The organism is Marinoscillum sp. HNIBRBA16962, assembly GCF_057801515.1.
In genome coordinates, this window is record NZ_CM173603.1 from 2,812,816 (window position 1) to 2,831,492 (window position 18,677).

The window sequence follows — 18,677 nt, forward strand, 5'->3', positions numbered from 1 at the left end:
AAATATAACATAAACTAAGCAGAATATAAACCGCTAATTATTTTAAAAAATGAAACACACATTTTTAACAGGATTACTATGTCTTTTCGGGATGGTTGGGTACGCTCAAAACTATAGTCAAACAGTGCGAGGTACAATCACCGATGCAGATAGTCGATCGCCGCTGATAGGGGCTACCATAGTGGTAGCGAATACCGATCCGGTAATTGGTACTATAACTGATGTTGATGGTTCTTTCAGGCTGGAAAAGGTTCCGACCGGCAGGATCACCCTTCAGCTCTCTTATGTGGGCTATGAGCCAAAAGTTATCCCCAATATACTGGTTAACTCTGGTAAAGAAGTAGTGCTGGACCTGGATATGATAGAGTCAACAACCAAAATGGAAGAGGTTGTTGTCACAGCCAATAAAAACAAAGGTGAACCACTTGATGAAATGGCTATTATAAGTTCCAGATCTATTTCCCCGGAGGAGACCAGTCGCTACGCCGGAGGATTCAATGATCCTGCAAAGATTGTTTCAAACTTTGCGGGAGTGACAGCTACGCAAGATGGTAGCAATGATATTATTGTGAGGGGTAACTCTCCTAAATATGTACAATGGCGACTGGAAGGAGTGCCAATAACCAATCCAAACCATTTTGCTGACCAGAGCGCAGTAAGTGGCTCGGTGAGCACCCTAAACAACAATATGCTGGCCGCTTCGGATTTTTATACCGGTGCCTTTACTCCTGAACACGGCAATGCTTTATCCGGAGTGTATGATGTGAGGCTGAGAACAGGTAATAACGAGAAGCAGGAAGCGGTTTTAGGTGTAGGCCTTCTCGGGACAGATCTGACAGTGGAGGGGCCTTTTAGTAAGTCATATAATGGTTCATACATTGTTAACTACCGCTATTCTACCGCAGCTGTGCTGGATAAAGTAGGAGCGCTTCCTGATGAGGTCAACGGAATCCCGAAATTCCAGGATGCTTCCTTTAAGGTGGTATTACCCACTAAGAAATCTGGTTCTTTTTCTCTGTTTGGATTGACAGGGTTGAGTGATATCCTGTTTGAAGATGTATCACCATCCATATGGGAAACTCCCGGAGACAGAGGCATGCAGCAGCAGATTACGGAAGATTATGAAAAAGGCGCTTATTTGCTGAATACCGGACTCAACCATTCCATAAACCTCAGCAAGGATAGCTATTTAAATACAACTATAGCTTACTCCAGAGAAGGGATTGATGATGATGTGTATGAGCACATGGTCTTAAAACTTTACGATGAGGACGGGGAGTTTATCAGGGATTCCACCGTGAGCGAAAATACCAATTTCAAAAGCCGTTTAGTTCGGTCTACCTACCAGGGAGCGGTGAACTATCATCACAAACTGGATGCAAAGAACAAGCTTCAGGTCGGTACCAGATATGCCCTCTATGATTATTCTTTTAATCAGAGTCATTATGTAGAAGACCCATCTGACAGGGTTACATTGGTGGATTTTGATGGAAGTATAAGTACCCTGAATAATTTCATCAGTTGGAAGCACCGTGTCAATGATGACATCACGATTGTGTCGGGCCTTCACAACATGAATGTGCTCTACAACAATAAGAGCACGCTGGAACCCAGGCTGGCCATTAATTGGCAACTAAACCCTACAAGTACGCTGAGTGCAGGCTATGGGAATCACAGTACCATGGAGGCTGTTCACAACTACTTCACGAAAATAGAAAGGGAGGATGGTTCGATTATCGAGCCTAATAAAGATCTGGGGTTGCTGAGAGCCCATCACTATGTACTTGGTTATGAAAACAGAATTACGAACAATGTAAGAGCCAAAGTAGAAGTATACTATCAAGACCTTTACAACCTACCCGTTGAGAACAGTGATACTAGCCTGTATGCCACCATCAATGAGGGACTTGAGTTTCGCTATGTAGACCTGGTCAATAAAGGGACCGGTAGGAATTATGGAGTAGAACTAACCGTAGAGCGTTTTTTTAGTGACAACTACTACTTCCTGGTCAATGGGTCACTTTTCGAGTCAAAATATACCCCGCTGGATGGGGTAGAACGCAACACGCAGTACAGTAGCGAATACCTGGTGAATGTCCTTTTTGGAAAGGAATTTACCGGGCTGGGTAAGAAGGATAACCAGACACTGGGGCTAAATGCCAAGGTGTATTTTGGTGGAGGTCGTAAGATCATCCCACTACTCAGAGATGAGCAGGGAAAGCTGGCGGTTGACCCTGAAGAAGGACAGTTTTGGGATTATGATAAAGCCTATGAGACTTCCCTGGATGACCTGCATATGGTCATTGTATCGGCAAGCTATAAGTGGAATAAGCCCAAAGCGACTCATGAGCTATTTGTCAATCTGGATAATATCACCAATACCCGGGGGAATATCAGAGAATTTTATGATGAAGACGAACCCGACAATGTGGGCAATATGTCTCAATTCGGGTTGTTCCCCAACCTGATGTATCGGGTATATTTCTAATCTATACGACACTGATTTTTAATGAATAAACTCAAAATAATAGAACAATGAAAAAGTCAATAATTAATCCATTAGTTATCATTCTTATTGCAGGATTAACTTCATGTGGTATCAATAATGCGTATTTGCTAAACCAAAACCAAAACAGCACTCAGGTACACTTGTCTGAAAAGAATTACCAGGTGGTGGAGAAAGTATCCGGAAGTGCTGATGTCTCTTATGTTCTGATCTTTGGTGGGGCAGGCAAGAAAAAGCTTTTTGATAATGCCTATTCGGACATGGTAGACAAAGCGAATCTATCAGAAGGATCCCGTGCTTTGGTTAACCTGGTTACGGAAGAGCATGTGGGAGGACTGCCACCATTCTTCACCAGGCGTACGGTGACAGTTAGTGCTCATGTGGTGGAATTCACAAAGTAAAATCAACTGATATACAGAAAGTTATATTCATTTATTTAATCCAAAAAAAACAAAGTTATGAAAAGCGCAGAACATAAAATGTCTACCGGTTCGGGTCCGAGTTGTGTTTACTTCCTGGGACTTGTAGGGTCCAGCGTCTACTTTATTTCTACAGCCACAAGCTTTTGGGGAGGTGTATTAGGTTTTCTCAAAGCCCTTGTATGGCCGGCCTTCCTGGTTTTTGAAGGGTTTAAGCAGCTGGGAGCATGAGTATCACGGCTGAGCGATCTGTTCGTACTGAAAAGCAGCTCCGGGGAGATCGGTTCCTGGAGCTGGCTGCTCAACTTTGGTTTGGAGTTGCTATTATTGGTCAGGGCTTATTTGTATTCCACGTTATCCATTTTTATGGAGGTACGGCTTTAAGTGGCGAGTTAGCCAGATGGAATGAGATCCTTTACCATGGGTGGATCAATGGTGATACAATGGGAAACGTAGCGTTGGCTGCTCACCTGATCTTGGCGGTTATTATTATCGTAGGCGGGGCATTCCAACTGATTCCATATACTCAGATAAAAGCGAGAACATTTCATCGCTGGAATGGGAAGATATATTTGTTTACTGCCATAGTGATCAGTCTTTCAGGTCTTTATATGATCTTCGTTCGTGGAGTGGTAGGAGGCACTTTCATGGCCATTGGCAATACCCTCAATGCCTCACTTATCATGCTAAGTGCAATTGTTGCCGGGTATTTTGCCATGAAACGAGAGATCCTGAATCACAGAAGGTGGGCTTTGAGGCTTTATGTTTTAGCTGCTGGTGTGTGGTTTTATCGTGTAGGGTTTGGCTTTTGGATATTGATCAATCAGGGAGCTCCCGGTCATACCGATGCTTTTGACGGACCTTTTGACATCTTCCTGGCCTTTGCACATACATTGCTTCCGGTGGCATTGCTCGAGATCTATTTAAGAGTGAAGGATGGAAAGTCAGAACTTCAGAAGAAGCTGGCTGCTACGGGGCTTTTAGCGCTAGCCACTGCCATGGGACTCGGGATCTTTATGGCTACTATGGTCTTTTGGTTACCTAAATTATAATCATATGGAAACAACTTACTTAACAAAACGCAATACCAAGATAGTCGGACTATTGTATTTGGGTATCACCATCACAGGTATTTATACTGAGTATTTGTGAGAGGGTCATTAAGATAAAACCATTGAAATTATGGAAGTACTTGTTTTCAAAACCGATATTAGTTCAATGATGAAGGTCAATATTCTGGCTTATGCATTAGATAATCACCCGGTCATTCGGGATTGGTTTGTGGACATAGACGATGTAGACAATGTGCTTCGTATTGAAACAAACGGAGCATTAAACGAAATAGATGTGAAAAAATTAATTAACTCATGGGGGTTTTCATGCGAAGACCTTCCCGACTAAAATGTGATAAGAAATGAAAGCGATATATTTTGAAAAATACGGTTCCCCGGAAAACCTGGAAATCAGGGAGGTAGAAAAGCCAAAGCCTAAAGATGATGAAGTCCTGATCAAGGTACGTGCTGCATCACTTAATCCCTATGATTGGCATCACTTGAGAGGCATGCTCCCCATCAGGTTAGGTATGGGATTATTCAGAGCAACAAAAAACAATATCCTTGGAGCGGATGTAGCTGGTCTGGTAGAAGCCGTTGGTAAAGATGTAAAGCAGTTTAAACCCGGAGATGAGGTTTTTGGCGAGGTGGGATATGGGGCTCTTGCGGAGTATGTATCTGCCTCCGTAAAAGGACTGGCTTTAAAGCCACAAACAGTTTCCTTTCCGGAAGCGGCATCCATACCTATGGTAGGTTTTACCGGGCTGCAGGGATTGAGGTACCATGGTCAGCCTGAAAAAGGTCAGCACATTTTGATCAATGGCGCCTCCGGAGGCATTGGTACGATATCCGTGCAGTTGGCTAAATACTTTGGCGCAGAAGTGACGGGAGTGAGTAGTACCTCCAAAGTAGAGCTGGTTCGTTCGCTTGGCGCGGATCACGTGATTGATTACATGAAGGAGGAGCTCATCGGACAATATAACCTGGTGATGGATAATGTTGGAAATCTCCCCTTATCCAAAATCCGCAGCCTGCTGAAGCCAGGTGGAAAAGTGGCTGTAACTGGTTATACCAATTATAAATTACTGATCCAAACTATGATGTTTGGAGGGAAGCGTATAAAAATGGTTCCGGCCAAACCAAACCCGGAGGATCTCAGGTTTCTGGGAGAGCTGATGGGAGACGGAAAGATAGAAGCTGTAATTGAAAAAATATATCCAATGGAAGAAGCCTCGAAAGCTATGGAAAAGGTAGCTTCACGGCATGTAAGAGGCAAAGTGGTCATACAGATCAGTAATTAAATGAAATATTACCTGTTGACGTTTCTGCTTTTTCGGGTTGCTGAGGTTACAGCTGCTATTAGTGGTATCACGGTAGATAGGGATACGGAAGAGCCGCTGCCATTTACCAGCATTGCTGTCTCAGGAAAATCCTTTGGTACGGTGTCCAATGCGGAAGGTTACTTTGTGCTCAATCAAAAAAGCCTAACAGCAGAAGATACGTTATTGTTCAGTCATGTCGGCTATGAGACCCTAAGGATCTCGGTCTCAGAGTTGGCAGGAAATAAAAAGATCTACCTGGTTCCAGCGGCAATTTCTCTGAGTGAGGTAGCTATTTACTCAAAGGATCTTACCCCGGAAGAAATTCTGGAGAAGGTCAGGGATAACTATTCTGATAATCATCCGGTTACAAACTCCGGGAGGAAGCTTTTCCTGCATAGGTTTGAGAAGGCCCGGTTTCCAAAAGAAAACAAACTGGTATTAAATGAATCTGATTTTGTTGGCCTGGATGAGGCGACTTTCAATCAGCTTTTCCGCCAGCTACCGGATGAATTCGTTGAATATCAGGATGTGGTCCTTGATTGGTTTCAGTATGATGCTGAAGATAAGCTTGTACCGGAGCAGGCCATTTCTCTGGAAGAAGGATCAACCAAAGCCCTGCAGCGGGAGTTTGAGAAGGAGCTGAGCGACTTTTTTGAGGATATTGAAAGGACAAACAGGGATGAGGAAACCTACTATAAGTTCCGTACAGGGATCTTAAGTATGAAAGCTGACGATACCCTGGATTCTACCGGTCTGACCCAGGATGATTCCACCTTGTACAAAGTACCTGCAAATCAGGTATCAGGAACGATACGTTTTCTCCTGAATGATTATGGGAGGCTTGGTAAAAACTGGGAGTTCATTACAGATCCAAATAAGTATCGTTTTAGGAGAGAGGAGCTGACGGTAGTAAATGATGAGCTTGCCTATTGTTTGTCCTTTTCGCCAAAGAAGAGAGGCCTTTTTCAGGGAAAGCTTTACGTAAGCATGTCAACTTATGGTGTTTTAAGACTGGATTTTAAATACGCATCAGGTAAAAGCAGTGAGAATATTCAGCTTTTTGGTGTTGGTCATTCCATGAAATATAAGGAAGGACATATTCTGTTTGAAAGGGGTGAGCGGGGATATCACCTGAAATACATTTTTGCCAGACAGCAGGAAAGAGCTCACATCGCAAGAGATTTTAGTGTGATGAAAAAGGAGAAGCGGTTTTTATGGGACAAGACCCTGAATGAGATGGAATTTACGGTGGACATGCGCTTTGACATGGATAACTCATGGGAGCTATTGGTCCTGGGGGCGACCCCATTATCTCAGTCAGTTTTCAGCAAAATAGATCCACCACGACTGATCCCTTTTAAAAAAGAATATGTCTATTCTCCCGAAATGTGGGAAAACAGGACGGTTATAGCGCCTACGGCAGAGTTGTTGAAGTTTAGTAGAAAATCTATCGAGTGACCATTATTCGGTTTTTCAGCTTGATTCCGTAACTTTCCACAGTTTAGAATCAAAACCATTTTTTAACGACCGGATCATGCGACTAAAACCTGTTTTATTACTGCTTCTTATTGCACTTACTAGCCTTTCCTCACTGTTTGCTCAAACCTACACCCCAACCAAAGAAAACCTCGAAAACCGGGAGTGGTTCCAGGATGCAAAATTCGGGATGTTTATCCACTGGGGTGTTTATTCAGTGCTGGGTGTACAAGAGTGGGTTATGGAAACCCAGAAAATTGATAAGGCTACTTACCAGAAAGTGGCCACCTTTTTCAATCCTACTGAATTTAATGCTGAAGAATGGGTGGTGATGGCCAAATCAGCCGGGATGAAGTACATCACGATCACATCCAAGCATCATGATGGCTTTGCCATGTTTGACTCTAAACTTACCGATTGGGACATTATGGATCGTACGGTCTACAAAAAGGATGTACTCAAGCAGCTGGCGGAAGCATGCAGAAAACATGATATGAAACTTTTCTTTTACTATTCTCAGCTGGACTGGTATCAGAATGATTACTATCCAAGAGGCCGAACCGGTCACAGTACTGGCAGGCCCGATTCCGGAGATTGGGATGCCTATATTGATTATATGAATGGCCAGTTGTCTGAGCTTTTAACCAATTATGGGGATATTACAGGTATCTGGTTTGATGGCTGGTGGGATAGAAAGGAGGCCGACTGGCGTTTGCAGGAGACCTATGAGCTGATCCATTCACTGCAGCCGGCAACCATGATCGGTAGCAATCATCACCAGGCTCCAAAGCCGGGAGAAGACTTTCAGATGTTCGAAAAAGATCTGCCAGGGCATAATACGGCTGGTTTTAGTGGAGAATCCAAGATTGGACAACTTCCATTGGAAACTGCAGAAACCATGGCACAACGATGGGGCTTTTCGCTTCAGGATAAGGCTTATAAATCCTCGGACGAGCTTATCCGGTATTTGGTGAAAGCGGCCGGGTACAACAGCAACTTCCTCTTAAATGTAGGGCCCATGCCCAATGGTAAGATCCAACAGGAATTTGTAGATACGCTGAAAGTGGTAGGAAAGTGGACCGATAAGTATGGCGAGACCATCTACGGCACAAGAGGTGGACCAATCGATCCGCAGGTGTGGGGGGTAACTACACAGAAAGCCAACAAGGTGTATGTGCACATCCTTGACTGGGCGGATGATAGTTTTCTGCTTCCGATCCTTGATGGTCAGGTAAAGAGTATCGTGGCTTTTGAAAGTAAAAAACCATTGTCTTATAAGGAAACTGCGTACGGCACGGTAATACAGTTGCCGGTAGCAGGTTTTAACGGGCCTGACAGGGTGCTTGAGGTGACGTTAAAGTAATTGCCTTTTGATTACTTTTCATTTAAATTATACAAAATGTAGAATTTATTAAACTATTTTAATATTCAACCGTATCAATTACTGGTCAATAAAGGAAGTGTAACTTTAAAAATAGCCAGTTATGAAAAAGTTAATAGCACTATCCGCCTTTTTATTGATTATAGTTTTTACTACTCAAGCGCAATACAATTTTGCCGTAGGTATTCGCTCCGGCGGTACCTCAGGCATTACCCTAAAGTCAATTACTTCTTCTCATTCTGCAGTAGAAGGTATTATAGGGTTTTGGAATGACGGACTCTCCGTAACAGGTCTTTATGAGAGACATCCCAATGCTTTTGATACACCGAATCTCCATTGGTTGTTTGGTGTAGGAGCTCACGCCACCTTTTATGATGCCAGGTACAGAGGACCAGGTGATCCTGCGTGGTATTATGAAGGTCCCAGGGATATCAATGATGGAGATCTTGGCCTTGGCATTGATGCCATGGCTGGGCTGGAATACAAGATCCCTCAAATACCTTTAGCATTCAGTTTGGAAGTAAAGCCATTTATCGAGTTTACCACCGCTGATTACGTATGGCTATCTCTGGACCCCGGTTTGGGCGTCAAATTGGCTTTTTAGAAAGCAGAATATCCAGTTTCTTTAAATTTAAACACCAAGAGCCATGATTTTAAATATGAAGAGGTATATCCAGTTCCTTTTTATCGCGTCGTTATTGTTTATTGTGATAGGACTGGTGACCGGGAAGATATCTACGGAGAGTTTTACTTATATCTCACTTACCGAGTCCTTTTTAGCAATACTACAGATACTGATGATCGTAGTGATTTTGATGCTGGGTATTGCTATATCCATTCCCGCATTGATCATCGACCTGCTTTTACTATTTATTGGTATGAGCTTTCCAGTCGTTGGCAGCATATGGAATGTGATCTGGGACCAGGTGACCATGGGATGGTTTTGGGCCAGCACTAGTGGTTCTTCAATCTTTTTCTCATCATTAGCGTTAGCCATAATCTCGTATTTTGGTATGAGAAGACGATAAAGAAGGACCAGGGTTGGGCCGGGCATTTATTTGCCCGGTCTTGATCAGTATTTTTGGCGATTGTGTGAAAAACGATAATGGAATCTATGGTTTGATTTGTTCTCTTTCTGTACCAATTTTATTACCATGAGGAGACTGATCTATCCCTTATTCATTTCGCTTTTTTTAGTCACATTTATCGTAAAAGGCCAAAATCTTTATGTAACTACCTTAATTGACTCCATAAAGGGTAGTGGAGGGCTTACCACTGATCATCAGGGAAACCTGTACATCAGTGATTTCGGGCCTATGCTGGGCAATCCGGAATCGTCTACCAGTATCTACAAATTGGATATCAGGACTGGGGAGCTTACAGAATATGCCTCGGGTTTTCTGGGCGCTTCAGGATCTTTTCTTGATGATCAGGGGGTGTTTTATCAATCCAATCCATTCGGTCATAGAATTAGTAGAATTTCCCCTGATGGAACCGTAGACCTTGAGTGGGCTCAAGGTAGTATAAAGACTCCCATAGGATTGGAGCGAGACAAAGACGGTAATGTTTATGTCTGCAATTGCGGATTGAATAACATCGGAAAGATATCTTCTGAGGGGAAATATGCGGTATTTGCTGGATCTGACCTGTTTAAATGCCCGAATGGCCTTACTCAGGATGATGCAGGTAACTTATATGCCTGTAATTTCTCTGACGGGAAGGTTTTAAAGATCGATAAATCGGGTGCCGTTTCACTGATAGCTGAACTTCCCATTCTGGATGGTGAGTCCAGGGATGTTGGGAATGGTCACCTGATTTGGAAAAATGGTTGGCTCTTTGTGGCCACCATTGGTGCTGGTGAAATTTACAGGGTGGGCCCTGAAGGCAAAACTCTAAAGATTGCAGGACAGTCATTTGCCTTTACCAATCAGGATGGTATAGCTTCTGAAGCCACATTTAATAAACCCAATGGGATCACTGCAAGTATAACAGGTGACACCTTATATGTGGCTGTTTCCGGGGATTCCTGGGAAGAAAATCCGTTATCATTGCATCCTGTAAGTATCCGAATGATCACAGGAGTTTGTTCTTTGCCGGATAGTAATTGTGATTAGCACATCTTACAACGGGGGAGAAGATCACACTAAGGGGTCATGGTTAGTTGCTGTTGGCTCTGGCCTCTGTGCGTTCCTTCCTTCTTTTCTCTCTCACTTTTCGTCGCTTTTTCTTTTTGAGCTCTTTGTCTTTGATCAAAACAGTCCGGACGGATATGCCTACCTGGCCCTTGTACCAATTTTCTCGCCCAATAATGTTGATATTTGGTTTGTAGTCCAGGGACACATTTAAACCCAACAATGTCAGCTCCGCACCCACCATCAAATCCACTCCAATGGTTTTGTTGCCATAAGTCGTGATTACTTCCCGGCTGATGGGTTGTTGGGAGATCGATTCTTCGTCACCAAATGAAACCCCCGTTCCCGTAAATACATTTAAGCGCCTGGTGATGAGCGGAATGTGGTGCTTGATTAACCCATGAGCCGAAGTGTTTCTGGTCAGGTCAGACTGAAGGATACCTTCAATGGTCGTATACTTCAATATTCGCTGCCCCAGGGTGAGTCCTATCGTCCTGTAGCGGTCGTTTCCTAGTCTGAGGCCAAAGGTGGTGCCATACTTTTGTGCGGAGAGGTTATGACAACTCAGGAAACCAAATACAATTAAAACGTAAATCTTGCCCATGTTGCGTGCCTTTTTCAGATAAGGCACAACGAACAGATCCTTAAAATGGTATGCAAAAAAGAGTAGAACTTAAAGAGCAGGTTCTCCCAGTTGACTTAGGTATTGGTTTTTTACTTCCTCAAATGCAGGAATATTTTCCTCGGAAACATCCTCCCGTCTGGGAAAATCAAAATCAAGCGGATCTCGTTGCTTGCCCTTGTACCATACTCTCAGACAGAGGTGCGGACCTGAGGATAATCCGGTAGATCCTACTTCTCCAATTTTCTGACCGGCTTTGACCGGTTTACCTACAGCCACCGTAGAATCGATTTTAGAAAAGTGCAAATATTGAGTAGTGAGATCTTCGGTGTGTTTGATTTTCACAAAGTTGCCATTGGCCCGGCCATACCGGGCTTCCAGCACTATACCGTCAAAAGGAGCTTCTACCGGTGTGCCGGTCTCAGCTTCAAAGTCCATACCCAGGTGAGAGCGATAGGTTCTTCGTACCGGATGGAATCTTTTCCTGTCATACAGGGAAGTAATGAGGTCAAACTGAAGAGGAGCGTGGCTTAGGTTCTGTCCGTTTTGGTCAAAATATTCTATTCCGTCTCCATTGTCAAAAGCAAATCCCCGGTATTCGCTTCCTTCATGTGTAAAGGTGGCGGCCAGAACATTTCTACTTCCTATCAATCGTTCATCCACAAAAGCCTGCTCATACAACACATCAAAGGAATCGCCTTCCCTGAGGTTGTTGAAGTCAATTTTCCAGGCAAAAATGCTGAGAATTTTATCAGCCAGGTCTTCCGGAGCACCGGCTTTCACTACGCTTTCAAACAATGAAGAATTAATAACTCCATGTATTCGTTCAATCTCCACGGCCACATCTTTCTCTACAATAGCCGCTTCACCTTTTTCCAGGTCAATTTCCAGTGGCCGCTGAATATCCATCTCATAAACAAACCGTACAGGCTCTTTTTTCTCCTTTGAGTAAAATACGTGATAAGGAATACCGACCTTAAATTCAGCCGGATCAAAAATACGGTATAGCTGTCTGTTGATCTGGTTTACCCTTTGTGAGGGGAGGCCCATAGATTTGAGGATATCGTTAAAAGTGTCTCCGTACTTTACCGTAAAACGTTTTACAATTAAGGAGGTGGTTGTGGATGGGACGTAAATCGTATCTTTTACAGGTGGCTTGGGCCAGAGGGGTGGAACTGCGGTTCCAGCATAAAAACGATCAGCAGATAATTCGCTTTTAGGTTCATCGGGAAATATGGCCCAGGCCATTATAACGACCAGGGAAAATAAGAAAATGACGGTTATTCGCTTCACTAGCTTAAAATTCCCTGCAAAGGTATAGAAGTTTCAAACATATGGTAATCTGAACAGGTAAAGATTGTTAATTAAGTGGGCTTCATGAATGCATGATGCCTTTGAAAACTGCCTTGTACCTTGTAAATCCCCAGCTTATTTATCTAAATATCCGTACTATCCCAATTTGTTTCTAAGTTCGCCTGGCAAAACAAAATCACTGGAATGCATAAAAATGTTTGGATACTCACCATCGCTCAGGCTTTTATGATGTCCCTGAACTCCCTCAATGTATTTGTGGGAGGACTTGTGGGCAACCGGATTGCTCCTACGGAACGCCTGGCCACATTGCCTGTAGCAAGCATAGTGGTAGGAATGGCATTGGCGACAGTGCCTATGTCTATGCTGATGAAAAAGATCGGAAGAAAGAAGACTTTCTTGCTCGTGGCCTTATATTCCGTAATAATTGCTCTATGTGCCGCTTATGCCATTTCCATTGAGCACTTTTACCTGTTTTCCTTTTTTACGCTTTTGCTGGGCGTCACCAGCGCCTGCCTCATGCAGTTTCGGTTTGCGGCTATGGAGAGTGTGATCCCGGAGCGTGTACCCAAAGCTGCTTCATTTGTGCTGCTGGGGGGAATAGCAGCGGCTTTTATCGGTCCTGAAGTTGGGCTCTGGGGCCGGGATTTGCTACAGTCAGCGTTCAGTGGTTCATATCTTCTGCTTGCAGGGCTGTTTGTGATCGGATTTGCCGTATTGATCTTTTATGAAAATACCGAGCTGCCGGAAGAAAAAAATGATGCTCCACAGCGTACATTGAATGAAATAAGTCGTCAGCCGGTTTTTTGGACGGCCGTCCTGGGAGCTACTGTTGGCTATGCAGTGATGGTTTTTATCATGACTGCTACACCTGTAAGTATGCATGTGATGGATAATCATTCGCTTGCAGATACCAAATGGGTGATCCAAAGCCACATTGTAGCCATGTTTTTGCCATCGCTGATTACCGGTGGACTTATTAAAAGGTTTGGTGTAGCTAAGGTAATGGTAGCAGGGCTTTTTGCTTATATGCTCTGTTTTGGCTTTGCCATATCAGGCCACATGATCCACCACTATTGGCTGGCTCTTATCCTGCTGGGTGTAGGTTGGAATTTTATGTTTGTAAGCAGCACTGTCTTATTACCTCAGGCTTACAAGGCCGGAGAGCGATACAAAGTCCAGGCACTGAACGAATTTATCGTTTTCGGGAGCCAGGCAGTAGCATCCTTATCTGCAGGCTGGGTAGTTTTTGCACTGGGATGGGAAAAGCTACTCTTTGTGACGTTACCGTTTATTTTTTTACAGCTTGTGGTTATCTCTGTTTGGGTAAATAGTGAGAAGAAAAAAGCCCGGGCTTAATCCTATTTTGTTAAGTTAAATTGAATGATCATAATGGAGTATGGGTTTAATCCAAATATTCCCTCTTTCGGAAAAGGGGGCAATGGGGGTTATAGAAAAATTTATCAAACCCATACTCCATTACCGGTTTAATAGCAACTTTGACAAAGGCTTAATCCTCTTATGTCAGGTGAGGTGGGACGTTGCATGGTTGGATTAAGTTAAATAATGCTGGTAAACCTGAATGAAGCTACGCATTCCGGAGGTTTCATAGTGCTGTTTTCCTTCGTGTTCCTGAAACTTTCAACCCACCATCCAGGATCAGCTTTCTCAGAACCCATTCAAGGGGAAAGATCAGCACTGCAATGCCTGCCTGGATCAGAAAGTCAATAACCGGAGTACTTTCAATGTTTAAATAAGAACTGATTACAGCCTGTAAGAATTCAATGATTACAATCAAAGTCAGGATGCTCAAACCATGTTTAATGATGCGATTATGCATTTTTGACTCATCCAGGCGAGATGTGATACCAATAACCATGGCGAGAATAAAAACCTGAACAGCGTAAAACCATGGCTGCTGCCAGTAGGGGGTAGCAACATGCAGCTGCAAGAGGTCAAGCTCCTCCAGGTGCCCGAGAGCGTCCCTTACACGAACTTTTAACTCATAATCTCCCGGTGGTAAATAGCTGTAATCGATGAGGTTGGCCTGGGTCCAGCCAGACCAATCAGAGTTTAGTCCTGCCAGTTTGTATTGGTATTCCGGGTTTAGGAAACCGAGGTAATCTGGCTTGAGTAACTCGATGCTTAGTGTATTTTCATTGTGCGCCAGCTTTAGATCTTTCATTACCCTTAGTTCACCTTTATGACTGATAAGCCTCTTTATGAAAAGCGAATAGGTTTTGTTTAACTCCGGGACCTGGCTCGCTTTATAGGCCAGAAGCTGATTGTCCTGAGTGATCAGCCAATACCTGTCGAGCACTTCGTCATAGTTGATGTACTTCAGGTTGGGAAATACTCCCAGGTAATGAAAATCGGTTACACTTCCGTCAGGCAGGAGCAAGCTCCATATTTTGCCATTGTAAAGCCACACCCTGTTTTTTTCGTTGTGTAGGTGGTGGTGAGGCTCTCCTAGCTGATTCTCCAGCTCCAGGTCTTTGACAATACGCTCTGCTTCCCGATCCAGCCGAAAATACCCCTGAGAATTAATAAAGTAGAGTGTACCTCCATGCTCCCATATACTTAGCTCATCGTAAAATCTGTTATTGATCTCATATCCATGGAGGATTTGGAAGGTATTGTCCTTAAAAGCCCCCTGGTAAATGTGCGTGGTTCCGGCCAGCCAAACTTCCCCATGACTGTCGTGATACACATTAAGTATCGCATCTTCAAAATACTGGCTGGAGACTTCCACCCAGATGTTTTCTATTAGCCGGTAATATTTGAGAAACCCAGCCTCCGTACTGATCAGTAGTTGATTGCTTTCCGGTAAAATGTACGCATACTGAATGGGTTCATTGATCACTAGCTGAGCAGCATCCTTTGTGATCTCATAAATTCCGGTGTGGCTTGTTGCCAGTATTCTGTCTTTTGCTGCCAGAAGCTGCCGAAATTTACCATCCGTACCCGGTACGTGGTGGAACTGGTAGCTTACCCCGGTCACAATTTTTTCTACACGCCTGACGTAGTGCATTTTGTCTTCAGGTTCCTTTTCTGACTCCCCATCTTTTGATGAAAAGATCTTTTTGAAAAATCCTTTCTCCTCTTCAGATTCCTGAGTTTTCTCTGCACGATCCTTTTTATTGAAGAGCCGGCTCAAAAAGCCCCTTTTTTTCTTTTGGTCTGGCTGTTCGTCCTCAGCCTCTTCTTGTTCTTCTTCCTGGGGCTCTTGCGGTGCTTGCTTCACCTCTTTTTGAGTCTTTTCCTCAACTTTTTGAACATAGACTCTGCTTCGGTAAGAGGTGTCCTGGGAAAAGTAATAAACCCCCAGGCTGGTATTCACCCAAAGACCTCTATGTAGCCGTTGGGCTTCTATCAGGTTACCTTCCAAACCAGGGAAATTGGTGTAGCTATAAGCCGGGAACAGAGGTGCTATTCTCGTTAACCCAAATTCATGAGCTACCCAAACACCACCATTGTTATCGGCATAGATATCGTGGGTCTCATTGTCAGGAAGTCCGGAATGATAATCTGTGATCTCAAAATATTGCGGATCAGTTGCATGAAGAAAAATGACGCCTGATTCCAGTGTAGAACATGAGAGTAGGGTGTCGTTGACCCAAACCAGATCTGTGATGATGATGTCCGCTTCTTTTAGCTTATCATGTTGATAGTGGGGCTCCGGACGACCTTCTTTTTCTTTACGTTGAAATAGTCCTCCGTCCAGATCTACTGCAAATTCATGTTGTCCGTCAGGGGATTCACTGACCAGTCCCCATAGTTTTTCATCCGCTGAGGCCGTGTCGATACGTCCATTGGCTATCCTTATGACTTCATCATTATATGTATTGATGTTCAGGATACCGTTTCGTACATAGCCATTAAGGAATCTTCCCTCCAGCAATTGAGTGGCCCGGTCTGTTGAGGGCAGGTACTGATAAAGGTGCCTGTCACTTAAGAAGTAAATTGAATCGTTGACCGCAAATGTCTGCAGGAAATGATCAGTTATGGAATCATTTTCTATTAATGGAACATATTGATATACATTATTGACATGATCAAGCTTGCCAAATTCTCCAAGACAGCCAACATAGACCATGTTGTTGGTAGTAGTGACCAGAGAAAGACCGGAGGAATTGGTCTGGTAAAAATCCCATTCCTGTCCATCGTATTTCAGGACTCCAAATCGATTAGCGATACAGATGATCCCATTGTTGTCCGCGGTGATCTCAAAATTGATATTATCGATCTCAGAATGTTTGGGCGCATGATGGGTAAGTATGAAATCTCCTGTTTGCGCATTCACTTGAAAAGTGCTTAGGAGAATAAGCAAAAGAAAGCATAGGGATTGAGGCGCTGGGTACTTCATAGTAAGGTCGGTAACTAAGCCGGATTGTCTAAGATAATAACTTATTAGTTTACGGGGAAAGTAATGATTTGTAAGACTTTCAGCACTGTCCTGGCAAAAAAATACTCATGGCATCCTGATTTTTTTGTTTTGGGACTATTCGACCAATCTCATCAGTATTAAAAACAAGCACCCTAAATTGGGACCGGAAATTGAGCTTTGGAGGTGTACGACAGTTTTGCGAAAAATGCCCCTGGCGTATAAGATATTTCCATACAAAAACACCAATATTCCCTTTTGCCGAAGGCCTGTCCGCCGTACAACTATGGAAGGGGCGTAGGGGAATGTTTATAAGCAAGTTTGTTTTTGTGTGAAAATTGTTGGGAACACTCAGAAATGAAAAACTGTTGTGCACCCAAGCTTTGGTGCTGACCTTAGGCGTCTGTATATTTCTTTTTTCTAATAAGAAGCGTGATTTAAATGAAGTGATATCGAAGATATGCAAAGTGATTATGAGCAAATATTGAATGAGATCAATCTGGAGCTGGCCAGTTTTGAGGATCATGGCAGGGTGGCTGATTACATTCCTGAGCTTGCAAAGGTAGATCGCCATAAGTTTGGTATGTGCCTGACTACTTTGGATGGTCAGTTATTCGAAATAGGCGACACCCGGGAGAAATTTTCCGTACAGAGTATTTCAAAAGTCCTCTCACTGACTATGGCGATGGTCCTGCAGAAGCAGGATATATGGAAACGCGTGGGGGTAGAGCCATCCGGTAACCCTTTCAACTCTATCGTGCAGCTCGAATATGAAAATGGCATCCCCAGAAACCCGTTTATTAATGCAGGAGCTATTGTCATAGCAGATATTTTACTGAGTCATCTCAAAGATCCAGGGTCTGAGTTTCTGGAACTGGTGCAGGGCTTCTCGCAGTGTTCAACTATCAGGTATAATGAGCAGGTAGCGGCATCTGAAAAGAGCGTTGGGTATATGAATGCCGCTCTGGCCTATATGATCAAATCAAAGGGAAATCTGCAAAATGAGGTGGAAGATGTACTGGATTTCTATTATTTACAATGCTCCCTGGAGATGACGTGTGTTGAACTGACTCAGGCATTCCTGAATCTTGCCGAAACTGACAGGCCATTCGGACACGGCGCTTACAAGTTGTCCTCCAGTCAGGCCCGACGCATCAATGCCCTGATGCTTACATGTGGGTTTTACGATGAGTCCGGCGAGTTTGCCTTTGAGGTAGGGCTACCCGGTAAAAGTGGTGTAGGAGGCGGGATCGTAGCACTTGATCCGCTCCGGTACTGTGTAAGCGTCTGGAGCCCGCCACTTAATAAAAAAGGAAATTCCAATAAAGGCATGAAAGCATTGGAAATGCTTACCACCAAGGTGGGCAGATCTATCTTTTAGGCTGTCAGGCTTTTTTAACAAATTCAGATTTCAGCCCCATGGACCCAAAACCATCGATTCGGCAATCGATGTTATGATCACCTTCTGTCAGCTTGATGTTTTTGACCTTCGTACCGGCTTTAATGGGACGTGGGTATCCCTTTACCGGAAGGTCTCTTAAGATCACTACCGTGTCCCCATCCTGCAGGGGATTCCCATTGGCATCATTTACTGAGGTGGCAGATTCCTCTGTTTGCTCTTCAGGATTCCATTCATGACCGCATTCCGGACATACAAGAAGGGCATCCATTGGGTAAGCATAAGGGGAGTTGCAATTCGGACAGGGGGCAATATCTGACATGGTTTTTGAGATCTTATAGAAAGCAAGATTAGTGAAATCAGTTGATTAAAGCATTATATCATAAATGGATTCATCACTTTAGTGGTTTGAATTTAATCAGAAGACGAGTGGCCGAACCGTAAAGGCTTGCAATATTATAAAGTTCCTGGCAAGGCAATCGCATTTATGAATAAGTTGAGTAGTTCATTAAATTTCAGCAAGCAAAAACACCTATATTCCCTCTTTGAAGAGGGTGAAGGGAGATGTTCTATCTATAAAATACAGTTTTTGCCTGCTGAAATTTTTTAAACGCGATTGCCCTGAGTTCCTGCCCGGAAGTAGGTGGATGCCGTCCCTTTTTATACAATTGAC

Annotated in this window: 17 protein-coding genes; 13 read left to right on the plus strand and 4 right to left on the minus strand. The window is 43.6% G+C overall.

All coding sequences use genetic code 11. The annotated features are described in order from the left end of the window. Positions 1-49: 49 nt before the first annotated feature. From AC3E9V_RS11845 to AC3E9V_RS11895, 11 genes are all read left to right on the plus strand, one after another. Positions 50-2,488, plus strand: coding sequence for a TonB-dependent receptor (locus tag AC3E9V_RS11845; protein WP_488753412.1), 2,439 nt, complete (start codon positions 50-52; stop codon positions 2,486-2,488). A 47-nt stretch (positions 2,489-2,535) separates the two neighbouring features. Then, positions 2,536-2,907 carry a DUF6567 family protein gene (locus AC3E9V_RS11850; RefSeq protein ID WP_488753413.1) on the plus strand — a complete coding sequence of 124 codons (372 nt, stop codon included), beginning with the start codon at positions 2,536-2,538 and terminating at the stop codon, positions 2,905-2,907. A gap of 57 nt (positions 2,908-2,964) precedes the next feature. Further along, the gene (locus AC3E9V_RS11855; protein WP_488753414.1) at positions 2,965-3,156 is read left to right on the plus strand and encodes a hypothetical protein; all 192 of its coding nucleotides are present in this window, start codon (positions 2,965-2,967) and stop codon (positions 3,154-3,156) included. Next, positions 3,153-3,977 carry a DUF2306 domain-containing protein gene (locus tag AC3E9V_RS11860; RefSeq protein ID WP_488753415.1) on the plus strand — a complete coding sequence of 275 codons (825 nt, stop codon included), beginning with the start codon at positions 3,153-3,155 and terminating at the stop codon, positions 3,975-3,977. The genes AC3E9V_RS11855 and AC3E9V_RS11860 overlap by 4 nt, the downstream gene beginning before the upstream one ends. Before the next feature lie 130 nt (positions 3,978-4,107). Further along, positions 4,108-4,326 carry a hypothetical protein gene (locus AC3E9V_RS11865; protein WP_488753416.1) on the plus strand — a complete coding sequence of 73 codons (219 nt, stop codon included), beginning with the start codon at positions 4,108-4,110 and terminating at the stop codon, positions 4,324-4,326. 13 nt (positions 4,327-4,339) lie between these two features. Continuing rightward, on the plus strand, positions 4,340-5,278 hold the full coding sequence (locus AC3E9V_RS11870; protein ID WP_488753417.1) for an NAD(P)-dependent alcohol dehydrogenase: 939 nt from the start codon (positions 4,340-4,342) through the stop codon (positions 5,276-5,278). Then, entirely contained in the window at positions 5,279-6,757 is a 1,479-nt protein-coding gene (locus tag AC3E9V_RS11875) for a carboxypeptidase-like regulatory domain-containing protein (protein WP_488753418.1), read from the plus strand. Positions 6,758-6,833: 76 nt separating this feature from the next. Next, the gene (locus AC3E9V_RS11880; RefSeq protein ID WP_488753419.1) at positions 6,834-8,138 is read left to right on the plus strand and encodes an alpha-L-fucosidase; all 1,305 of its coding nucleotides are present in this window, start codon (positions 6,834-6,836) and stop codon (positions 8,136-8,138) included. 121 nt (positions 8,139-8,259) lie between these two features. Then, positions 8,260-8,760: a hypothetical protein gene (locus AC3E9V_RS11885; RefSeq protein ID WP_488753420.1), complete on the plus strand. Its 501-nt coding sequence runs from the start codon at positions 8,260-8,262 to the stop codon at positions 8,758-8,760. 55 nt (positions 8,761-8,815) lie between these two features. Next, complete coding sequence (locus tag AC3E9V_RS11890; protein WP_488753421.1) at positions 8,816-9,184, plus strand: hypothetical protein; 369 nt, start codon at positions 8,816-8,818, stop codon at positions 9,182-9,184. A 126-nt stretch (positions 9,185-9,310) separates the two neighbouring features. Further along, complete coding sequence (locus AC3E9V_RS11895) at positions 9,311-10,270, plus strand: Vgb family protein (RefSeq protein ID WP_488753422.1); 960 nt, start codon at positions 9,311-9,313, stop codon at positions 10,268-10,270. A 43-nt stretch (positions 10,271-10,313) separates the two neighbouring features. Here the strand turns inward: AC3E9V_RS11895 and AC3E9V_RS11900 are convergent, their stop codons facing one another. Both AC3E9V_RS11900 and AC3E9V_RS11905 read right to left on the minus strand, forming a co-directional pair. Next, positions 10,314-10,892 carry a hypothetical protein gene (locus AC3E9V_RS11900; protein WP_488753423.1) on the minus strand — a complete coding sequence of 193 codons (579 nt, stop codon included), beginning with the start codon at positions 10,890-10,892 and terminating at the stop codon, positions 10,314-10,316. Positions 10,893-10,961: 69 nt separating this feature from the next. Next, on the minus strand, positions 10,962-12,203 hold the full coding sequence (locus tag AC3E9V_RS11905) for a peptidoglycan DD-metalloendopeptidase family protein (RefSeq protein ID WP_488753424.1): 1,242 nt from the start codon (positions 12,201-12,203) through the stop codon (positions 10,962-10,964). A 204-nt stretch (positions 12,204-12,407) separates the two neighbouring features. Between AC3E9V_RS11905 and AC3E9V_RS11910 the strand changes: the two genes are divergently transcribed. After that, on the plus strand, positions 12,408-13,580 hold the full coding sequence (locus AC3E9V_RS11910; protein WP_488753425.1) for an MFS transporter: 1,173 nt from the start codon (positions 12,408-12,410) through the stop codon (positions 13,578-13,580). Between the two features lie 247 nt (positions 13,581-13,827). Here AC3E9V_RS11910 and AC3E9V_RS11915 read toward each other — a convergent pair whose 3' ends face one another. After that, positions 13,828-16,524: a triple tyrosine motif-containing protein gene (locus AC3E9V_RS11915; RefSeq protein ID WP_488753426.1), complete on the minus strand. Its 2,697-nt coding sequence runs from the start codon at positions 16,522-16,524 to the stop codon at positions 13,828-13,830. Positions 16,525-17,065: 541 nt separating this feature from the next. Here AC3E9V_RS11915 and AC3E9V_RS11920 point away from each other — a divergent pair. Next, positions 17,066-17,986, plus strand: a complete 921-nt coding sequence (locus AC3E9V_RS11920; protein WP_488753427.1) for a glutaminase — start codon at positions 17,066-17,068, stop codon at positions 17,984-17,986. Between the two features lie 4 nt (positions 17,987-17,990). Here AC3E9V_RS11920 and AC3E9V_RS11925 read toward each other — a convergent pair whose 3' ends face one another. Continuing rightward, positions 17,991-18,326, minus strand: coding sequence for a zinc ribbon domain-containing protein YjdM (locus tag AC3E9V_RS11925; protein WP_488753428.1), 336 nt, complete (start codon positions 18,324-18,326; stop codon positions 17,991-17,993). Between the last annotated feature and the right edge of the window lie 351 nt (positions 18,327-18,677).